At 66.9% G+C, this 547-nt stretch carries 1 protein-coding gene; it reads right to left on the bottom strand.

The features are described from left to right. A partial coding sequence (locus IE177_RS34645) for an AMP-binding protein (protein ID WP_229816420.1) occupies positions 1 to 506 on the bottom strand: 506 nt, incomplete at its 3' end. Between the last annotated feature and the right edge of the window lie 41 nt (positions 507 to 547).

Raw genomic sequence — 547 nt, 5'->3', positions numbered from 1 at the left:
ATGTAGACGCGGGCGTTGTCCACGGGTTTGCCGATAGGCGCGACGACCGGCCACGCACCCACGTCCTCGGGTAGTGCCCCACTCGTCATCACATGTGTTTCCGCGGGGCCGTAGTGATTGTGCAGCCGTCGTCCGGGCACCGCGGCACAGAACGCCTTGATCGCCTCACTGGGGACGAGGGCCTCGCCCGCCTGTACGAGTTCACGCAGCCGGGGCAGGGCACGGCCATCACGCAGCGCGGCGGCACACACCATGTCGAGGACGAGTGTCGGCGCGAACAGCTCGTTGACCTGGTGCTGGTCGAGCCAGCGGACGAACTCGTTGGGATCCCGCCGGATCTCGTCATCCGGTACCGCGACGGTCTTGCCGGCCACCAGCGCGGAGAGGATCTCCTGGGCCGAGACATCGAAGCTCAACGCGGTGAACTGGGCCACGACGGTCCTGGGGTCCCCGGACAGTTCCCTGATCGTCCAGGACAGCAGATTGGCGAGTGCCTTGTGGGGCATGACGACGGCTTTGGGGCGGCCGGTGGAGCCTGAGGTGTAGA

The sequence above is a fragment of the Streptomyces lucensis JCM 4490 genome, assembly GCF_014650035.1.
In the GTDB taxonomy this organism is placed as follows: Bacteria; Actinomycetota; Actinomycetes; order Streptomycetales; family Streptomycetaceae; genus Streptomyces; species Streptomyces lucensis.
The sequence above is the reverse complement of the archived record's forward strand: the minus strand, read 5'-3'. Positions and strand labels throughout refer to the sequence as shown.